Source organism: Dyadobacter chenhuakuii (assembly GCF_023821985.2).
Taxonomy (GTDB): Bacteria; Bacteroidota; Bacteroidia; order Cytophagales; family Spirosomataceae; genus Dyadobacter; species Dyadobacter chenhuakuii.
The window spans coordinates 1,003,857-1,021,929 of record NZ_CP098805.1 but is presented as its reverse complement, the minus strand read 5'-3'; the positions used below and the strand labels follow the sequence as shown (position 1 = coordinate 1,021,929).

Annotated in this window: 8 protein-coding genes; all 8 read right to left on the bottom strand. The window is 48.6% G+C overall.

Features of this window, described 5'->3' with window-relative positions; all coding sequences use genetic code 11:
* Position 1: 1 nt before the first annotated feature.
* A complete protein-coding gene (locus NFI80_RS04295) occupies positions 2-4,363 on the bottom strand; it encodes a CusA/CzcA family heavy metal efflux RND transporter (protein ID WP_235164782.1) in 4,362 nt (1,453 codons plus the stop codon).
* Positions 4,364-4,458: 95 nt separating this feature from the next.
* On the bottom strand, positions 4,459-4,818 hold the full coding sequence (locus NFI80_RS04290) for a hypothetical protein (RefSeq protein WP_233797931.1): 360 nt from the start codon (positions 4,816-4,818) through the stop codon (positions 4,459-4,461).
* Positions 4,819-4,886: 68 nt separating this feature from the next.
* Complete coding sequence (locus tag NFI80_RS04285; RefSeq protein WP_235164783.1) at positions 4,887-6,446, bottom strand: glycoside hydrolase family 30 protein; 1,560 nt, start codon at positions 6,444-6,446, stop codon at positions 4,887-4,889.
* A gap of 213 nt (positions 6,447-6,659) precedes the next feature.
* Entirely contained in the window at positions 6,660-8,345 is a 1,686-nt protein-coding gene (locus tag NFI80_RS04280; protein WP_235164784.1) for a RagB/SusD family nutrient uptake outer membrane protein, read from the bottom strand.
* An 11-nt stretch (positions 8,346-8,356) separates the two neighbouring features.
* Entirely contained in the window at positions 8,357-11,515 is a 3,159-nt protein-coding gene (locus tag NFI80_RS04275) for a SusC/RagA family TonB-linked outer membrane protein (RefSeq protein WP_235164785.1), read from the bottom strand.
* Positions 11,516-11,722: 207 nt separating this feature from the next.
* On the bottom strand, positions 11,723-15,916 hold the full coding sequence (locus tag NFI80_RS04270; protein WP_235164786.1) for a hybrid sensor histidine kinase/response regulator transcription factor: 4,194 nt from the start codon (positions 15,914-15,916) through the stop codon (positions 11,723-11,725).
* A 16-nt stretch (positions 15,917-15,932) separates the two neighbouring features.
* Positions 15,933-16,175 (bottom strand): hypothetical protein, encoded by a 243-nt coding sequence (locus NFI80_RS04265; protein ID WP_026631396.1) that lies wholly within the window; start codon positions 16,173-16,175, stop codon positions 15,933-15,935.
* A gap of 103 nt (positions 16,176-16,278) precedes the next feature.
* Positions 16,279-17,928 carry a glycoside hydrolase family 28 protein gene (locus NFI80_RS04260; protein WP_235164787.1) on the bottom strand — a complete coding sequence of 550 codons (1,650 nt, stop codon included), beginning with the start codon at positions 17,926-17,928 and terminating at the stop codon, positions 16,279-16,281.
* Between the last annotated feature and the right edge of the window lie 145 nt (positions 17,929-18,073).

Sequence of the window (18,073 nt, the reverse complement as noted above, 5' to 3'; positions counted from 1 at the left end):
GTTATAAGTTGTTCAGTTTCAGCCATGCGATTACAGCCAGGTTATAGCTGTTCAATGCATTGATATATTCGTTTTTAATCGTGATCGCCTGGTCGGCGAGAAGGGCCCATTGCAGAAAATCAATATCGCCTTCCTGGAACTGCTGGTCGGCGGTGGTAATGATCAGGTCTGCGTTTTTGAGGCCCTGGCCTTCGTAATATTCCAGGCTCTGCCGGAATTTCCGGATCTGCTGACGGGCATTATCGAGCTCATTACGCAGCCTCAAACTGATCAGGTCCGATTGCTTTTGATTCCTTTCCCAATCGAGTTTTGCAGCAGCCACACGGGCGTTGTGTGCTTTAAAAAACAACGGGATACCAATGCCCGCACTGACATAACCAAACCTTTTGCCCGCACCGTAAGTAAGCTCCTGCCCCCGCACGACCTGCGGCCCGATGAGCGTCTGATTGTTATAGCCAATGGTGAAATCCGGCAGGAGTTTCGACTTTTCCGTCTGCCAGCGATAACGGGCTGCATCCTGCTGATGACGGGCCAGTTCCATCAACGGCAGCTCTTGCATAGCTGTCGAGTCGGATAATGTCAACGGGTCATTTATCTTGGCACGATCCGCTTTTGGCACGTAAGATTTTGAATTTTGCAGCAGGAAATTGAATTGTCTGACCGCGATTTCCAGGTCATTGTTGATCAGGTTCACTTGATTGGTTATCTGTTGCCTGCGTGTTTCGGCGGCTGTTTTTTCCAAAACATTGGCAGCTCCTTTCTCAAAACGAAGATTGGATTTTGTCTCAAATAACCGGTAAACACTATCTGCGTAAACGAGTAACCGCCTGCGTTCGGTGAGGGAAGTATATTCAAAAAACAGTTGGCGCACATGGGCGCGGATTTCCTGTTCGGTAAGCCTTGTGGTGGCCCGGGCGGCGAGGAAATTAGCTTCCAGCACTTTTCGCTGATTGGCATAAACGGTTGGAAAACTAAATGTTTGACTAATCCCGATGCGGTTGTCCTTATTAATGCTGTTAACCTGGCCGTAATCTGCACTGACATTCGTCTTGGCCATATCAAACGAGCTGGATTGCAGGCGTTCGCATGCGTTTTCAGCCAGCCGGTCGCTTTTTATCTGCAAATTTTTATTCAGGGCCAACTGAATGGCAGAGTCCAGACCAATGGGCGTTTGCGCGGTTTGGGAGAAACCAATGTGGGCAAAGCAAATCAGCAGCAATGTTAATGCTGGTTGAAGCCCTTTGATCTTTGGTTTTTTATCAAACAACAAATACAAACCCGGCAGCACAAAAAGCGTGAGCAATGTGGCGCTGATCAGCCCGCCTATCACCACCGTTGCCAGCGGGCGCTGCACCTCCGCACCTGCACCATTGCTGAGCGCCATTGGCAAAAACCCGAGCGAAGCAACCGAGGCTGTCATCAACACCGGGCGAAGGCGGTTGCGCGTGCCCGTCATCACCACTTCCCATGCATCTTGGATCAAGCCTTCCTTCCGGATCCTGTTGAACTCGGAAAGCAGCACAATGCCATTGAGCACCGCTACGCCAAACAATGCGATGAAGCCAACCCCGGCTGAAATACTGAACGGCATCCCGCGCAACGCAAGCCCAAAAACGCCGCCGATTGCCGAAAGGGGAATGGCCGTGTAGATCAGCAAACCGTCTTTGACCGAAGAAAATGCAAAATAAAGCATGATGAATATCAATAGCAGCGCGATGGGGACGGCGATCATAAGCCGGGATTTTGCTTGTTGTAGATTCTCGAATGCACCGCCGTAAGTAATGCTGTACCCAGGCTCGAATTTCATTTTTGCGTCCACCTTTTCCTGCAACTCTTCCACAATAGACTGCACATCTCTCCCCCGGACATTGAAACCAACAATGATCCGCCTGCGCGTATTCTCGCGCTGGATCTGGTTCGGGCCTTCCACTTCCTGAATGCTGGCGACCTGGTAAAGCGGGATCTGAACCCCGCCGGGCGTGGTGATAAGCAAGTTTTGGACATCCGTAATGTTCCTTCGGCCTTCGTTACCGACCCGTACGACGAGGTCAAATTTCTTTTCACCTTCATAGATCTGCCCTGCGGCGGCTCCGGCGAAAGCTGCGTTAATGGTGCGGTTTACGTCGTCAATGTTCATGCCGTACTTGGCAATTTCATCCCGGTTGAATTCAATCACGACCTGTGGCATTCCGGTCACTTTCTCAATGTACCAATCCGCTGTCCCGGCGACGGTTTTGGAAATGCTGCCTAGCTGTTCGGCATAGGCAGCAAGCTTGTCGAGGTCTTCGCCGAATATTTTACAAACCACATCCTGCTTGGCTCCGGTCATCAACTCGTTGAAACGCATTTGAACCGGATACTGAAAGCCTGTTGTCACGCCGGGCATCACTTCCTGCGCCGTAGCGGCCATTTTGCTGGCCAGGTCAGGGAATGTTTTCGCACTTTTCCATTCCGATTTATCCTTTAAAACAATGATCATATCGCCGCCTTCAATGGGCATGGGATCGGTGGGAATTTCGGCGCTGCCGATGCGGGAAACTATTTTTTCGACCTCGGGATAGTCGGCTTTCAGCTTTTCGGAAATGACTTTGAATGCGTCAATGGTCGTGCTGAGGTTAGTGCCGACGAGCAGCCTTGTTTCAGTGGCGAAATCACCTTCTTCGAGTTGCGGGATAAATTCTCCGCCCATTTGTGTAAATAAAAACACGGCAAAGCCGAACAATGCAAAAGCGGAAACGACAAGCGTTTTCCTGATCCTTAATGCGCCGGAAAGCCAGCGGGCATAACCGTTTTCCAGCCGTGTCATAATGCGGTCTGAGAAATTTGGTTTGTGCACGATCTTTTTGCTGATAAGCAATGCACTGATCATGGGAATGTAGGTCAATGATAAAATGAATGCGCCCATGACTGCGAATGCAACCGTCTGTGCCATAGGCTTGAACATTTTACCTTCGATGCCGGAAAGCGAAAGAATGGGCAGATAAACAATCAGGATAATGATCTGCCCGAACACCGCGGCATTCATCATCCGTGATGCTGAGCCCGTAACTTCCTCATCCATTTCTGCCTGTGTAACCCTTTCTGTATTGACATATTTTTTGGAGAAATGCATGTGATGCAAAATCGCCTCTACAATGATCACCGCGCCATCCACGATCAGGCCGAAATCAAGCGCGCCCAGGCTCATCAGGTTGCCGCTAACGCCGAAAAGATTCATCATTGTGATGGCAAACAGCATGGAAAGCGGGATTACGGAAGCCACAATCAGCCCCGCACGCAGGTTACCCAGGAAAAGAACGAGTATCAGAACCACGATGAGGGCACCTTCCAGCAGATTGTGCTCTACTGTTCCAATAGCGTTATTCACCATCTTGGTCCGGTCCAGAAACGGCTCGATTTCCATGCCTTCGGGCAATGTTTTCTGGATTTCGGCTACACGCAACTTTACATTTTTGATTACCTCGGAAGAATTTCCGCCTTTCAGCATCATCACAATGCCACCTGCGAGCTCACCTTTGCCCGCCATCGTGAGCGCACCATAACGAATGGCTGAACCGAGCCGCACATCTGCAACGTGGCTGATGAGCACCGGCGTGCCGTTATTCGTATTCTTCACCACAATCTTCCGAATGTCATCCATCGAACCGGCCAGCCCGACGCTTCGTATATACATGACAGTGGGACCTTTCTCTATATACGCGCCGCCTGTATTCTGGTTGTTCCGGCTTAGCGCAGTGAAGACGTCGCTGATAGAAATGTTCAGCGCTTTGAGGTTGGCGGGGATCACGGCGACCTCATATTGTTTCAGGTCGCCGCCGAATGTGGACACGTCTGCAACTCCCGGCGTGCCGAGCAATTGTCTGCGTACGATCCAATCCTGCGTGGTGCGCAGGTCGGCGAGTGAATATTTTTTCTCAAAACCATCTTTGGGTTTCAGTACATACTGATAGATCTCCCCCAGCCCGGTTGTGGCCGGCGCAAGCTGCGGCGTGTTGGCATCATCGGTGATTTCTACTTGCGAGAGCCTTTCTGTAACCTGCTGCCGCGCCCAATACACATCGGATTCGTCATCAAAAACAATGCTGATGAGCGAAAGCCCGAAGCGGGACATACTGCGACTTTCTTTGAGGCCGGGAATGTTGCTGATGGCCTGCTCGATGGGAAAAGTAATGAGGCGCTCCACATCTTCGGCGCCTAATGACGGCGCGGTGGTAATGACCTGCACCTGGTTATTGGTAATGTCGGGAACGGCATCTATGGGCAACCGGGTGACTTCATACGTGCCGTAAATCACCCAAAGCAGCATGAATATCCCAATTACCAGTTTGTTCTTCACAGAGAACCGGATAATTCTGTTCAGCATATCGAATCAAAATAAATATATAGCAAATGAGGCCATATGCGCCCGGATAGAGCACAAATGGAGTTCAGGAGCGGGTCCTAGACATTGATATATATTTAAACTCGGGGCGGGCGGAAGAGGGAGCCCAGCGTAGTGTTGTACGCGACCTGAGGCTGGTCGGGGCCGTAATCGGCCTTGCTGATGGGTTGTGAATGGTGTACAAATGTGAACCGTTCCGGATGGGCAACGAAGAAGAAACTGGCATGGTGCATTTCAATCTTTTTGAAAGGCAGCTGCATATCCTTTTCGTCATCATTATCGTTCAGATCTTCGCCCCAGTAATGCATGGAAAGGAAGTCCACGAAACTCACATTCTGATCCAGTGATTTGTGTTCGAGAAAATGCTTGATAAGCGACGGCGCCTTCATCACCTGATACAAGGATGTTGTATCAAGAATGACAATCGTCAGGAGCATATTTCGGATAAACCTTTTCACGGCCTAAAAATAGCCCCCGACGACTGTAATCACAAGTAAAATGATTTTTATTGCGCCAGCCTGCCCACGATGGTCACAATACTTTTTGCCTCGATCGACACCGGACTTCCTGCTATAACCGATACGGGTTCAAGGTCAGCGGAGGCGGATGTTTTGTAGATTTTAACGTTGGAAAGCTTGTTTGCCGACGAATTCAATGTAATATCCGTTGCTTTGGACTGGTCATTGATGATGATTGTTACAAGCTGGTTATCCGTGTTTTTATACGAAGAAATCAACAATCCTTCGCTGGCAGCAGAAGCCGAAACTTCGGTCCTTACTGCACCCGGACGCACGAAACGGCTGTAATTACCCAATGCCCACAGCATTTTGGACGACTGGTAACTGCCGTCGGTTTTGTTTTTGTCTATATAAATAAGGCCGTCTTTGTAATCATAGGGTGAAATCGCAATCCACCAGTGCCAAGCCGAAGCATTCGCATTCACCAGATCATTGTGGATCACTTTGGCTATGTAAATTCCTGCATCGATCCCCAGGTCACGCCCCGAACCCTGGATTTCACCTTCATTATCTCCCAAAATACAATATTCCGACATCCAGTATTTCAGTCCCGGCGTTGCTTGTAATGCTTTCGCAATTTCCTGTCTTTTTGAGGCAGCCTTGGCATAAGGTGAAGTTGTAAAATAGCTGTGTCCGGAAATGGTTTGGGTCAGATTAGGCAGATTACCAATGTAATCCGGCGATGATTTATCAAAGAACGCGTGGATCTGGTTACCTCTGCCCTGCTTGTTGAATTCAGAATAGAGATAATCAATCTGCCCGGCTTCGGCCACGTCGATCTTGGTAGACAGCTTATTTTTGAGCAATGCTGCACTCAGCGATCTGGTGATGCCTGCAATCTCATTGTTATAAAACGGCGTCCCTTCCTGCCCGCCATCGCTCCAGTCCCACTGCGGCTCGTTTACCGGACTGATGTGGTTAAAAGCAATGCCCGTCTTTTCGCGCACGCCGCTCACGACATTGGCCATAAATTCGCCGTATTTATTAAAGTTTTCGGCCGTTAAATTCGGCTGTCCTGCATTGGCATAACCTTTTTTGTTCACGGTAAATTGCACCGGCGGACTGTTTGGAAATGCAAGAAACTCGTTTACGCCACGCTCTTTCGCAGCTTTCAGAAACCAGATCTGCCCGGCCTGCTTGTTCCAGTTGTAAGTGCCATTGTCATTCAAAAACGACTCAGCACGTCGCCATTCGTCCTTAATCCCGCTTGCATCACCCTGCTCAGCCGTTCCGGCTCCAATGTTGAACCGCCATAATGACAAGCCGATGCCCTTAGGCTTCCCGCTAGCAAGCGTATCGCTGCTGAAAAGCAAATCGGCAATCCCATTCCGTTTCGCATCCGGCCAGTTGCCCACAAACTGGCAGGACCACGCATCCGAAGCTCCAAAATGGTCAATCGTCTGGAAAGTTTTGGCCGGGTTAACCGTAATAGCAACAGGCTCCGCTTTCCCACCAGGACCATTAACAGTCCCCGGCGTTGCTGAGGAGCAGGATGTAAGTGTCAGGGCCAGGAGAAGTGTTGGGAGAAGTTTGTTTGTTGGGTTCAAGGTGTTTTTGGGTTTGGGTTGGGTATAGTTTAATGGCGGTTGGGCTTTTTGGGGTGCCCAGCGACTTAGTGGTAGCCCTTCGGCTCCGCTCAGGGTGACAGAGCAGACGACCTGTCACCCTGAGCGGAGCCGAAGGGCTACCACCCAAGCTACCGGCTAGCACTACGCCCCGTCACCCTGAGCGGACCGGGCCGCCGGGCGGCCGAAGGGAGATCAATACCCAGGATTCTGTTCCAGCTTATTATTCGAAGCCTGGATTTCCGCTCTTGGGATTGGCAGCCAGTATTGCTTTTCGGTGAATGCTTTGCCTGTTAGGGCTTCCTTTACCTTGTAAGTGAAGGCGTTGCCGCTTTTACCGATTTCGATGCCGTTTGCTGGTGCATTTTCGGTTACGTTGGCAATTTTCCAGCGGCGGACGTCGTAGAAGCGGTGCTCTTCGAAGGCTAGCTCAATGCGGCGCTCGTTACGGATTTTTTCACGCATCTGCGCTTGGGTCAGCCCTGCTTTCAATACGGGCATCATTACGCCTGGGCGTCGTCTGATTGCGTTGATGGCTGCGTATACGGATGCATCCGGGCCTACTGCTTCGTTTTGCGCTTCTGCGTAGTTGAGCAGGATTTCGGCGTAGCGGAAGTAGATCCACGTTTGTGTTCCGGCGATGTCCCATGGATTGTCAATCGGCAGGGCGTCGTTCATGAATTTTTTCAAATAGTAACCAGTCTTGGAAGTGTTCCAGTTGGACGGGCCATCCTTGCTGTCTTTTCCACCCGGCGTGAAGGTCTGGATTGTGCTTCCACGATAGGGCGCGCCGTTGTAGAGAATGGTTTCGTAAAAACGCGGATCTCTTCCTTTGTAGGGATCTTGCGGATTATAGCTGGTTCCGGTTTCTGTAATTCTGGTCCCGTCCATCATCTCGTAATCATTTACCAGGTTTTGAACCGGAACATTGCCGCCCCAGGCATTGTAGCTATTCGGGCCGTTGGCAATTTCAAGCGCCACGTGGCGTGCTCCCTGTGCGTAAAGACGGCCGAAAATGATCTCAGAATGGTCGGCTACTGTAAATATTTTGCCATAACCGCCTGTATAAAGGCTGTATTTATTCATATCCATTACTGCTTTGGAAGCGGCGGCTGCCTGCGCCCATGTTGCAGCATTGTACAAAGGACTCGCACCGTAAAGCAATAATCTCGCTTTCAAAGCCATAGCGGCTCCTTTGGTAGCGCGGCCCAGTTTCCAGGATCCGTTGTCATTGTCCTTGGGCAAAAGCGCCGTGGCTTCGTCCAGTTGTGCAACTGCATATTCAACTCCCGCCTTGATTTCGGAGCGGTTAAAAAGGTCCTGGCTTGTGAGGTCGTCGCCGAGTTCTGTCACTTTATCGCCCATTAAAACCACTTTCCCATAGTTCCGGATCAGGTCGTGATAGCGGAAGGCACGCAGGAATTGGAGTTCTCCTTTTAATCTGTCCTTTTTACCCTGACTCATCGGAACCTTGTCCACATTGGCCAGCGCATAGTTGATCTCGCGAATGCTTCGGTAACTTCTGCCCCAGAGGGTTCCGGCGATGCCTGTGTTTTCAGGTGCAAGCTGTCCACGCTGGATCACCCAGGTGTTGTCATCGTTGTTGTAAATTGATTCGTCGGTAAGGGACGACCACATGGCGTATTCGAAACCGCGTCCGAAACCTGGCAAAGTGCCTTCTGCTTCTTTATCAGTAAGGCGTGTGCCCATGTAACGGTTTATCACGTATGCCTCAAAAAGGACCGAGTCGGATAAGATGGATGCATCGGAAACACGGTCGGTAGGAACCACATCCAGGAAATTTTCCTGGCAAGCCACAACCACGAGCCCGCAAGCTCCGCAAACGGCTGTGATCAGTATATTTTTTAATTGCTTTATCATTTCAGTATTCTTTAAAACTTAATGTTCAAACCCAGGTTCAAAATCCTCTGCTGCGGATAAAATTGTCCGCTCGTGCTGTTTCCTTCGGGATCGTAATCTTTGACACCGGTGATTGTAAACAGGTTAAATGCGCTGGCATAAATTCTCAGGGAAGCTATCTTGATCTTGGACAATGCGTCTTTTGGCAATGTGTAACCCACTTCAATGTTTTTCAAACGCACGAAGGATGCATTATCAAGCCAGAATGTGTTGGCATAAAGCCCACCGTTGATCGAAGACGAAGCGCGTGTATCCACTCTCGGATAAGAACCTTCGGGGTTATCAGGGCTCCAACGGTTGTCGGCCCAGCTGCTGTAAAAGTTTCCTACCTGGCCCGATTCGGGAAGCACATACTGGCTTACCATGCCTTGTCCGGAAAAAACAACCGATGCATCAAACGCTTTGTAACCGCCATTCAAAACCAATCCGTAAGTCAGCAAAGGCACATTTCCGTAAGGTGTCCGGGTCTGGTCGTCGGCTGTGATCTGGCCGTCGCCGTTGTAATCTTCCAGGATTAAATCTCCCAGTTGAGCGCCCTTAAGGTGCGGATATGCGTCCAGTTCTGCCTGCGTGCGGAAAATGCCAATTGAATTATACAGCAGGTTGGTATAAAGCGGCCCGCCTGTCTGACGCTGATAATCCAATGTTCCTGGTGCTTCGTCTATAAACACGACCTTGCTTTTTGCATAAGTCACGTTACCTGAAATGTTGTAACGGAATGTGCCTGAATGGTTATAGCCCAGTGTAGCCTCAAAACCCGCGCTGTTTACTTTTCCAATGTTCTGATCGGGCACCAATGGCGTATTATCATTTGTTTTGAACGGGTTAACTATACCGGAAGTGTTCGGAATGGAAGCATTTCTGGCAGCAAGGATATCAGATCTTTTTTGTTGGAAATAAATGACTTCCAGACTGAAATTTTTCAGAAAAACTGCATTTAAACCAATGTCCATTTTCTTGGCAACTTCCCATGTAATGTTCGGGTTGGCAAGTTTGGTAAGGTCGATACCCGGCGTGATCACATTGGAACCCAGCACATATTGATTTACAAACGAGTAGTTGTTGTAATACTGGAATTGACCCACATTATCATTACCCAGTGAACCATAGGAAGCACGGATTTTCAGATCATTGATAAAATTCACGCTGTTTTTAAACCAATCCTCTTCCGAGATACGGTAACCTGCTGATATAGAAGGAAAAAAGCCAAATTGCTTTCCTTTCGGAAATACGGATGAACCATCGATACGCGCCTGCACTTCGGCCAGGTATTTTTCGCTGAAATTGTAAGCGACACGCCCGATCACACTTTTACGGGTGAAGTTATAGCTGCTTCCGGAGTTGTTTTTGTCCGTTGCGGCTGCACCTCCCTGCGAAAGTTCCGGTGTGGAAACCGTCGGATAGTTGATGCGGGAAGCGTCGAACTTCACTTCGTTGCGCTTGTTCTGCTCGTAAGCGACGAATGCATTTACATTGTGATTGCCCAGTTGTCTCAAAAAGCTCACCCGGATGTTCTGGGTAATGTTGGTAATGTTCAGTTGCGATTGCGTGAGTGAGGCAAGGCCCGCAGAACCGCCCGTTACCACTGCATTATAAGCGCCGGTGTCGCCATTGTAATTATAAAGCGTGTAAGGCGTGCTGAAACTTTTGGAAAAATTGAATGATTTATCCACGGAGTAAAACCCATCAGCAGACAGCCCTTCTACAAACGGCATGTTGTAACTGGCACGAACGATCCCGTTGAATACCGAAGTCGGGTTGCTAGTGGTTCCACCCATATCCGTTCCTAACACGACCGGATTGCTGTTTTCCACGCCTGTCGAATAATTTCCGTTGGGGTAGCGCGAGATAACGGTTGGGTAAGCGCGGTAAATGGAGCGGAAAGTGTTACCGGCAGACGAAATAGGAAATTGTCTGTTCTCCTGACGGCCTGATAAAGAAAGGCTTACTTTAAAATCCTGCGTTACATTAGCGTCAATGTTCGACCTGAAATTGTATTGCTTGTATTTCGTAGCGCCGTTTTTATACAAACCATCCTGGTAAATCGTCCCCAGCGACACATAGTATTTTACATTCTCCGTTCCACCATTGATACCCAGATTGTGCTGATTTTGCAATGCAAAACTTTTCAGCGTCTCTTTCTGCCAGTTGGTGTTCGGGTAATTCAATGGGTCCGATCCGTTCTTGAACTTCTCAATTTCTTCGGCTGTATAAAACTGGTTCATGCCGCCGGCAGGGTTGTTATAGTAGTCGATTTCGTTCAAAATCGATGCATATGTCGGGGCGTCGGCCAGGTTTGGAAGCCTGGTTGGTGATGAGAAACCCTGGTTGAAGCTGTAAGAGATCACCGGCTTGCCTGTTGTGCCCCTTTTGGTCGTAACCAGGATCACACCGTTCGCAGCGCGGCTTCCGTACACAGCTGCCGAAGCGTCTTTGAGTATTGAAATGCTTTCAATGTCATTAGGGTCCAAACGTTCCAGACCGCCCACCTGGCCAGGAATCCCGTCGACTACGATCAGCACGTCGTTGTTTCCTGTGGATGCGAAACCGCGGATGGTGTAGCTGGAACCGTCATAACCCGGCTCCCCGCCCCTGTTATTGGCCACAAAACCCGAAAAACGACCTGCCAGTGAGTTGGAAAGGTTTGGCTGCGGACTTTTCACAATGTCAGCACCCTTTACTTCCGACACCGAGCCGGTCAATGTTGCTTTTTTCTGTGTGCCGTATCCTACCACCACGATCTCCTGCAATGTTTTGTCATTGGTCACGAGTTTCACGTCGATTTCACTGCGGTTAGCCACAGCAACTTCCTGGTTGATATAGCCAATGTAGGTAAATACGAGCGTGCCGTTGGCGTCGGGAATATTGAGTGAATATTTCCCGTCTGCGTCAGTTGTGGTTCCTGTCGAGGTTCCTTTTAAGATTACGCTGGCGCCCGGAAGTGCGTCGCCGTTGTCGGCAGTAACCGTTCCTTTTACCGTGATTGCAGACTGCGCGACAGCAACCTGCGTGTAGCCGAAAAACGCGATAGTGGCCAGGAACAAAGTCAGCCGGATATGCTTCCACATCCTGCCCTCAGTTTCGTTAAGCATTCCAGGCAAAGCCCACTTGCTTCGAAAAGATTTTATCATAAATCGATGATTAAAATAATTAAGGTGATTGGTTGTCAGCACAAAAAAAGCGTGTCGCCCTTTTTATGAATTGATCAATCAAAAGTATGATTATTTGTATTTGACCGACAGGGGTCATTTTCACATTAAGAAGGGGGTATATCAATAAAAAGCGCCCGATTCGGGAAAAATCGGGCGTTTAGAAAAGAAATTTTGTAACTGAATCGGCTAATTGTCCAATTTATTTTGAAAAACACCCCTATTTACCTGAAAATTCTCATGGAACGGATTTCGGTATTTTTTGACATATTCCGAGGGCTTCATTTCGAAAAGCTTGTAAAATTGCTCCCTGAAATACTTGATATCATTGATCCCGACCTGGTAAGCCACCTCAGAAATCGTGATGTCGGTCGTGATCAATATCTGGGCTGCGCGGCGCAGGCGGATGAAGCGGATGAAGCTGTTGGTGGATTGCCCGGATATGGATTTGATGCGGTTATACAAGGTCGAATGGCTCATACCGATCTCGGCGGCGAGCACCTTAATGGAGAAGTCTGGATCGGTCAGATGGTTCTCGACAACCCGGATACACTCTTTCAAAAATTCTTTATACTCGGATGAGATTTTGGAGTCATTGGCCTGCAACGTGATTTCATTGTAAAAGTATCTCTGCAGGTCATTGCGGCTTTTCAGGATAGCGTCCACGCGTGCCATTAGTAATGCTTTGTCAAACGGCTTGCTGATGTAATCGTCCGCGCCGCCTTCAATGCCTTTCAGCCGCGATTCCTGAGAAGTGCTGGCAGTGAGCAGAATAACGGGAATGTGGCTCAATGTGATGTCGCTTTTGATCTGGCTGCACATGTCGATGCCGCTGATGCCATCCATGAAAACGTCGCTGATGACAATGTCGGGTAAATGTTTTCTAACCAGCAGGATGCCTTCTTCCCCATTCTCCGCCTGCAAAAGCTTGAATTTTCCTGCAAAAGCCTGGCCGATATACTGCCTGATATCCGCGTCGTCTTCCACGATCAGCATGGTCTTTACATCAGAACTCAGCTCTTCCACCACCAGCTGGTGACGCGAAATGGCCGATGGTGTGAGCATTACGCCATCTTCCGAGAGTTCTTCCAGCAACACAGAATTGCCTTCTTCCACAATGGTCAGCAGATCGGCGGACACCAACTGCGGATGCGCTTTCCAGAGCAAAACCTTGAAAACAGTGCCGCTGCCAACTACCGATTCGTAATGAATGCTCCCGAAATGACTTTCAATGAAAGTTTTGGTTAAAAATAAACCAATGCCAAAACCGCCCTTGGAAGGAAACCGGCCATCGTGGAATTGATGAAAAACGGAGAAGATGCTGTCGCCTACATTTGTAGGAATACCCGGGCCCGAATCGCTTACGGTAATCTGCACCTGATCGCCTGTTTCAATGATTTCCAATGTCACACTTCCGTTTTTGGGCGTGTATTTGACCGCATTTGAAACGAGGTTGAAAAGCGCAATTTCTATTTTTTCACGATCTGCAACCAGTTCCAGGTCTTCGTTCGGGCTGATAAACTGATAATTAATGTGCTTCTGCTCAGCCTGATGGGTGAAACATTGAAAAACTTCGAGTGCCAGTTTGGTAATGTTCTGAATGGCCGGGTTCAGCTTGTCTGCTTCCCGGTCGGCCTTGCGGAAAAGCAGCAATTGATCCACCATACTCAGCAGGCGTTTGGCATTCCGGTAGACAATGTTGAGGCTGTTTTGATCGGGATGGCGGTTCTCTGCTTTGAGTAAGAGCTCTTTTACAGGGTTGATAATCAGCGTTAATGGTGTGCGGAACTCGTGGGAAATGTGTGTAAAGAAGGCAAGCTTCTTTTCGTTAAGCTCTTTCTCCTTCTGGGTTTCGAAATGCGCCATCTGCACCTCATATTTCAGGCGCGCCTGCCGGATCTTATATTGCTGGTAGTAGTAAATCACCAGCGCTGCGATGCCCATATAAAGCAGATAAGCCCACCAGGTCTGATACCACGGCGGCAGCACGCGCACATGCAGACCCGCCTCATTCTCAAACCATACACCATCCTGATTGGCCGATTTGACCTTGAACACGTAATCACCCGGCGGAAGATAACGGTAAGTCGCCGAGCGCTCGTTTTGCACATAGTTCCAATCCTGATCGAGGCCTTCCAGCTTGTAAGCGAATTGGTTACGGTCAGGATAAGCGTAGTTCAATGCGGTGTATTGAATGGTAAAAACCGACTGACTGGGTTGTAAAACAATCTCCTCCTGGTCAGCGATCTGTTTTTCCAGAATGACCTTTCCATCTTTTTTGGCACCCACGGCTACGCTTTGCCCGAATAACTGAAGCCCGGTGATCATTACTTTCGGCTTGTAGTCAGATGGTTTAATGTCCGTTGGCACGAAGAGGTTCCACCCTTCGGTGCCCCCAAAAACCATGGCATTGCTGCTTGCAATGTAGAGGGTGGAATTGGGATTGAACTGCCCGCCCTGCAACCCGTTGCTCTGGTCGTAATGGTCGATGCGGTTGCTGGGGAGATTGATCCGGGACACTCCCTTATTGGTACTAAACCATACATTATCAATGCTTTCCTCCTGAAATGCGTAGATCACATCATTCGCCAGGCCGTTCTTTTCGGTGAAATGTTTTGTTGTTCCGTTTTTTGTGTCGTAAACCAAAAGTCCGTTCCCTTCGGATCCGATCCATAACCTTTCTTTGGCGTCATAATGCAGCGAGAATATGATGCGGTTTGACAAATATCCTGCTTTCCCCGGCTCGTTGAAAAACGACCTGAACTGCATCGTACTAACATTTAAATAGTTAAGCCCGCCGCCATAGGTCCCGATCCAGAGATTTCCCTGACTATCCTCGTCGATCGCCCTTACATCATTGGAATTAATGCTGCTGTTTGTGGTTACGAAGTTCCGGAACTTGCCGGTTTGACGGTCGAGCAGCGCCAGCCCGCCGCCATTGGTGCCTACCCACAAGTTGCGTTTGCGGTCTTCATAAACGACACGCACATCATTCTTACTCAGGCTGGTCGGATCCCCGGGAATGTTCGCGAACTGTTTGAATGTATCTTTTTTAGGATCATACTGAAAAAGCCCGCCCGAATATGTGCCGAACCACAGATATTCGTCGCGCCCGCGATGCGCCGCTATGACGGCACCATCGGACAGCCCGCCCGGGGCGTTGGTAACCGCATAATGTTTAACGATTTCTCCTGAGTTTTTGGTTTTATAAATACCATCTCCATCCGTTCCCAGCCACAGATAGCCATCTTTGTCCACGCACATTCCGTAAAATCGCAGGTAACTTTCAGCGCGGGAGTCCTGTATTTTCTTTTCAAAACTCTTAAACTTTTCCGGAATGCTGCTGATCAGGTAAACGCCCTCGCCATAAGTTCCCAGCCAGATGTTGCGATCGGCATCCATATAAATCGTCTGGACCGAACGCTGCGTGATGCCTTCGTTTTGTGAGTTATTGACCTTTTCAAATGAGTATGCTTCCGGCTTACGGTCAGCTAATTGCGTCAGGTCAAGGCTGTACAGGCCGCCGTCCTGAACGCCTACCAGCAGCTGCCCGCGGTGGTTTTCGCGTAATGACAGGTAAATGTCGCTCCGGTGGTTTCCAGGAAGATGGATCACGTAAAACCTGGCTTCATTCCGCTTAAAGAGAATCAGGCCTTTGGCCGAAGCGATCCAAATGTTGCTTAAATGATCCTCGTAAATGCTGTTAATGCGGGTGGCTGGCAGACTTGCCAGGCTTATGTTCGCTTTTGAAAGCTTCCTGTTTTGACCAACTTCCAAAACATCAATTCCCGATTCCCGCGTGCCGAGCCACAGCATTCCTTTTGAATCCTCGAATGCACTCAGGATGGCATTTGTATTGAGTTTAGGAAGATTTTGCTTGTTATAATAAGTGAACCGCTCCGCTTTTTTATCAAACAATGCAAACCCAGCTCCATTCAGCGAAATCCATAGGTTACCGTCCCTTGCCTGGGAAATATCACTTACGTCTGTGCCCGAAACGCCCTTGTCAGGCATAGGCGTGTGGCGTTGGAAGATCTCTTTTTCGGCAATGAATTTATTAAGACCATTGCGGGAGCTGGTCCAGATGGTGCCGTCCCGGTCGCAAAAAACGGATTTGACATAGTTTCCGGAAAGACTTTGCTTGTCGTCGGGACTGTTTTTGAAGACTTTGAACGATGTGCCGTCGAAACGGTTGAGCCCGTCACCGGTTGCGAGCCACATCAGTCCCTGCTTATCCTGGACAATGCTGTTGACTATGCCAAATGACAAGCCTTCTTTCAGAGAATAGCGCAGCACTCTCCCATTCTCGGCCGCTAAAACAGGGAACATGCCCAGGCAAAACAAACCCAGGCTTATCATATTTTTAAGGAACGTCCCCTTCATTTAAGTCACTCGCAGTTTACTTCAACCAACCCGCCTCTTTTGCCAAAAATAGCAATTCAATCACAACAACGATTCCCGTCACGGCAATTACCGCATATTTAATCTTGTTCTTTCTGCTGGTTGGTTGTTTTGGCTGTTCGACTTTTTTTTCAACAACTACTTTTTCTACAGGTTTCCTCATAAGCGGCATATCTGTGCCTAATTTAGCCTTATGAAGCTCAAATAGTTCCCTGCGCTTGTCGTCTAAATTTGAACTCATAAACCAAAGTATTTTTTACCTGACAAATAGATTCACAGTGTTTTGTAAAAAACGTAAACTAATGGTTTTTAGTTGAAAAAAGGCATGGGTTATTTAGAAATTATTACTTTAATGTCAGGCTTTTATCTTGTGCACCGTTGCTCAATTCTTTGGTTTTTTGCGCTTTGGAGAAGTCCGTATTATCCATTTTAATGTCTGCACTTCTCTCTCCGTTCACTGAAATGAGAACATCGCTTTTGTCATTATAACTGATCTCGTCAAAACGGATCTGCGTGCCATTTTCAATGAAGATAACCGGCTTGGTATGCTCGGTGATCAGCTTTACATTTTTGAACCGGATCTGATCGCCGTCGGTGAGCTCAATGCCCTTTTCGGCTTTTAAGACCATATTCTCCATAACAATGTTCCGGACAGGCATTTCGGCAAGTCCCCGGATGAACACGCCCTTTGTGGCGCCATTGCAAACAATATTCTCAAAATGCATATCGCGGAAAACCGGCGTTCCTTCGTTCACCACTTCCCGCATGTCACGAGCGCCATCTGTGGCAAATTTTACAAAATAGAACAGATCAAAAAACACCGCTTCCTGCGCAATGTCCTTCATATAAATATCCTTCGCATAAATCTTCTCGACGACGCCTCCCCGGCCCCGCACGGATTTGAAACGCAGCCCTTTGTCGGTGCCCATGAATGTGCAGTTCTGAACAAAAATATTCCTTGCCCCTCCACTCATTTCGCTGCCTACGACAAAACCTCCGTGCCCGTTATAAACAATGTTATTTCTGATCAAACCATTTTCAGTAGGCATGCCGCGCTTCCTGCCTTCTTCATCTTTGCCCGATTTGATACAAATGGCATCATCGCCAACGTCGAGCGTGCAGCCTTCAATTAAAAAGTTTTTGCAAGACTCGATATCCATTCCATCGCCATTATGCGCATATTCCGGATTTTTTACGCGCACGTTTCGAATTGTCAGATCCTCGCACATGAGCGGGTGGATACACCAGGCGGCCGAGTTCTGGAATGTTACGCCTTCGAGCAACACTTTTTTACAATTGTTGAAAACAACGAGGTTAGGCCTCAGGAAATCCTTCATATCAGCAAAATCCGCTGGCTTTTTGCCGGCCGTGAGCAACATGCTTTTATTTCCGGTGCTGGCATCCTTAAACTGCTGGCTTGGATACCAGGTTTTGCCATCGTCTTTCAGAACGCCTCCTGACGCCACTTTTTCTTTCCAGTGGCTTTCGGTCAACTGGCTTTTATGCACCGCGCGCCAGACGTCACCATTGCCATCCACAATGCCCTTGCCGGTAATAGCGACATTTTCGAGGTCGATACCCGAAATGGGCGATTGGTTACGGGCTGCGCTTTTCCCCTCATAAAATCCTTCGGTAAGGGCATATTGCGTTTTGTCGGGCGTGAAAAGCAGCGTTGCATTTTCGCTTAAATGCAGGTTAATGTTGCTTTTCATGACGATAGGTCCGGTCATCCAGAGTCCCGCTGGCACCAGCACGACGCCTCCACCTTTTTTGTTCACGGCATCAATGGCTTTATGGATGGCTTCTGTATTCAATGTATGGCCATCCGGTGTTGCGCCGTATGCTGTAATACGGACCGTATCTTGCTTAAAAACAGGCTGCCGGGCTTTCGGCAAGTTTGTCCAGCTATAATTTTCACTGCTCTGGGCGACAGCGCCTAAGGAGTAAAGCGCCATTAACGCAATGTTCGCGAATCGTAATTTAAATGTCATCATGTAATTAAATTGGTATAAATCTGCTGAATATGGTCGCCGGAATATAACTTTTCGACGATCCCAGGCGCCTCTTGGTTTTAGTGTCAACTTAATTTGATGGCATTTAACATCACGAGCAACGCATTCTCACATTTTTTTTATGCAT

Excerpts from the sequence above, each read along its gene's own strand:
- NFI80_RS04270 (WP_235164786.1), bottom strand. The coding sequence starts at position 15,916 with ATGAAGGGGACGTTCCTTAAAAATATGATAAGCCTGGGTTTGTTTTGC.
- NFI80_RS04290 (WP_233797931.1), bottom strand. The coding sequence starts at position 4,818 with ATGCTCCTGACGATTGTCATTCTTGATACAACATCCTTGTATCAGGTG.
- NFI80_RS04275 (WP_235164785.1), bottom strand. The coding sequence starts at position 11,515 with ATGATAAAATCTTTTCGAAGCAAGTGGGCTTTGCCTGGAATGCTTAAC.
- NFI80_RS04265 (WP_026631396.1), bottom strand. The coding sequence starts at position 16,175 with ATGAGTTCAAATTTAGACGACAAGCGCAGGGAACTATTTGAGCTTCAT.
- NFI80_RS04295 (WP_235164782.1), bottom strand. The coding sequence starts at position 4,363 with ATGCTGAACAGAATTATCCGGTTCTCTGTGAAGAACAAACTGGTAATT.
- NFI80_RS04260 (WP_235164787.1), bottom strand. The coding sequence starts at position 17,928 with ATGATGACATTTAAATTACGATTCGCGAACATTGCGTTAATGGCGCTT.
- NFI80_RS04280 (WP_235164784.1), bottom strand. The coding sequence starts at position 8,345 with ATGATAAAGCAATTAAAAAATATACTGATCACAGCCGTTTGCGGAGCT.